The 2167-nt window shown below is 72.1% G+C and carries 1 protein-coding gene and 1 pseudogene; both read right to left on the bottom strand.

The window, feature by feature from the left end; translation table 11 throughout:
* Positions 1-259, bottom strand: a pseudogene (locus E1291_RS41125) (nucleotide sugar dehydrogenase); the annotation flags it as partial.
* 101 nt (positions 260-360) lie between these two features.
* Positions 361-1821 (bottom strand): sugar transferase, encoded by a 1461-nt coding sequence (locus tag E1291_RS41120; protein WP_131743431.1) that lies wholly within the window; start codon positions 1819-1821, stop codon positions 361-363.
* Positions 1822-2167 lie beyond the last annotated feature (346 nt).

The raw sequence follows: 2167 nt of genomic DNA, 5'->3' as shown, positions 1-2167 counted from the left end.
GAGTGGGCACACAGATCACCACCGTCCGGGCACCGTCCAGGACGTCCTCGTCCAGGCTCGGCGTGAACCCGGCCCCCACCATCTCCTCGACCTCCGCCGCGGACACGTCGTCGACGTGCGAGCGCCCCTCGCGCAGGCCGTCCACGATCCGGCCGTCCAGGTCGAGGCCGCCGACCCGCAGGCCGGCCCGGCACGCCTCGCGCGCCAGCGGGAGCCCGACATAGCCGAGCCCGATCACCACCAGGTCGCGCGCCGCCATCACGCGGCCGCCTTCCGCCGCCGGATGATCTCGGTGACGCGGCCGGTACCGTGGGTGATCATGTGCGGGATCGCTGTGCTCATCGTTCCTCCGTCTCGCGGTCAGTATGCACCCGAGCCGCGGACGACCGCCGCGAGGGTCTTCCAGAGAATCTGCATGTCAAGGACAAGGGACCAGTTCTCGATGTAGCGTAAGTCGAGCCGCACCGACTCGTCCCAGGACAGGTCCGAGCGGCCGCTCACCTGCCACAGCCCGGTCATCCCCGGCTTGACCGCGAGCCGGCGGAACACGTCCTCCCCGTAGTGGTCGACCTCGTCCGGCAGCGGCGGGCGGGGCCCGATCAGCGACATCTCCCCGCGCAGCACGTTGACCAGTTGCGGAAGCTCGTCGATGGACCAGCGGCGCAGCAGGGCGCCGAGCCGGGTGATGCGCGGGTCGTCCTTCAGCTTGAACAGCACCCCGCCGCCCTGGTGGCCTGCGGCGGCGAGCTCCTTGCGGCGGCGCTCGGCGTCCACCACCATCGTGCGGAACTTGAACATCCGGAACCCGAGGCCGTCGCGGCCGACGCGCTCCTGGGTGAAGAACGCGGGCCCGGGGTCGTCGAGCCGGATGAGCAGCGCCGTCGCCGCCCACAGCGGGGACAGCAGCACCAGCGCGACCGCCGCCACGGACCGGTCGAACAGGCCCTTGACCACGCGCCGCATCCCGGCGAGCTCGGGGTGCTCGACGTGCAGCAGCGGCAGCCCGGCGACGGGCCGGATGGACGTGCGCGGGCCGGCGATGTCCAGCAGCGCGGACGCGACGAGCAGCTCGGTGTCGGTCTTCTCCAGCCGCCAGGCCAGCCGCCGCAGCTCGACCCCGGCGAGCTCGGGGCAGGCGAGCACGGCCACCGTGTCGGCACCGGTCCGGCGCACGACCTCGGCGACCTCGCTCATCCCGCCCTCCACCGGGACGCCGCCGATCCGGTCGGCGCCGCCGTCCTCGGGCAGGCACGCGGCGACGATCCGCATGCCGTGGTGCGGGGCCCGGCCGAACTCGCGCACCAGCTCGGCGACCGCCTCCCGGTGGCCGACCGCGACGGCGCGGCGCAGGCACTCGCCGCGTGCCCGGCGCAGATGCAGGTGCTTGCGCAGCCGGTAGCGGCCGAGCAGGCTCAGCAGCGTCAGCACCGGCAGCGTGACGACCACGAACCCGCGCGCCACCTCGGCCTTCGTCGCGTACGACACGATCGCGACCGCGGCGGTGAGGCTGATCCCGGCGTCGAAGATCCGCCGGTACTCCTCGGTCCCGGCGCCGAAGAACCGCGTCTCGTAGGCCCGGGTGGCGGCGACCCAGCACACCCAGATCACCGGCAGCGCGAACGCCAGCACGGCGTCCGGCCGGTAGGCGAACGTCTCGTCGCCGAAGCGGAACAGGAAACCCGCCACGCCGGCGGCGAGCGCACAACAGAAATCGACGGCAATGGCCAGGTGAACATGGTTCGAAACCCGGCTCCAAGTGCGGCTCGGCCCTCCAGGCCGGCCCAGTGAGGTAGTCGTTTCGTGATGATCGACAACACTCATGCGGGCATCCCCGCCCCCCTCCGAGACCCCGCCTCCACACCCCCTCCAAGGTGAGAATGCGGGTCTGACCCGAAAGTTAAGGTGCCAGTTTCCGTCCTTAAAGTGAAGTTATGAGAGTGGTGCGAGCGGTGGCCGCTCGTGGCCGGAACTGGATTGCGTGGTCATTCCCCGTTCGGCTGGCCGGATTCGGTCGAAGAACGGCCCACTGGACGGCCGGAACCTACTCTTGCGGCGTGCCTCACCTCACCCGTTCGGCGGCATTGGCGGCCACCGCCGCGGTGGCGCTGACCCTCGCCGCGGGCGGCTCGGCGCCGCGCGCCGCCGGCCGCGCCCCGGTCGTGCGGGC

Origin of the sequence: Actinomadura roseirufa, assembly GCF_900659635.1 — a bacterium.
In the GTDB taxonomy this organism is placed as follows: Bacteria; Actinomycetota; Actinomycetes; order Streptosporangiales; family Streptosporangiaceae; genus Spirillospora; species Spirillospora roseirufa.
The sequence above is the reverse complement of the archived record's forward strand: the minus strand, read 5'-3'. Positions and strand labels throughout refer to the sequence as shown.

Coding starts and splice junctions, on each gene's coding strand:
- E1291_RS41120 (WP_131743431.1), bottom strand. CDS start 1,821: ATGAGTGTTGTCGATCATCACGAAACGACTACCTCACTGGGCCGGCCT.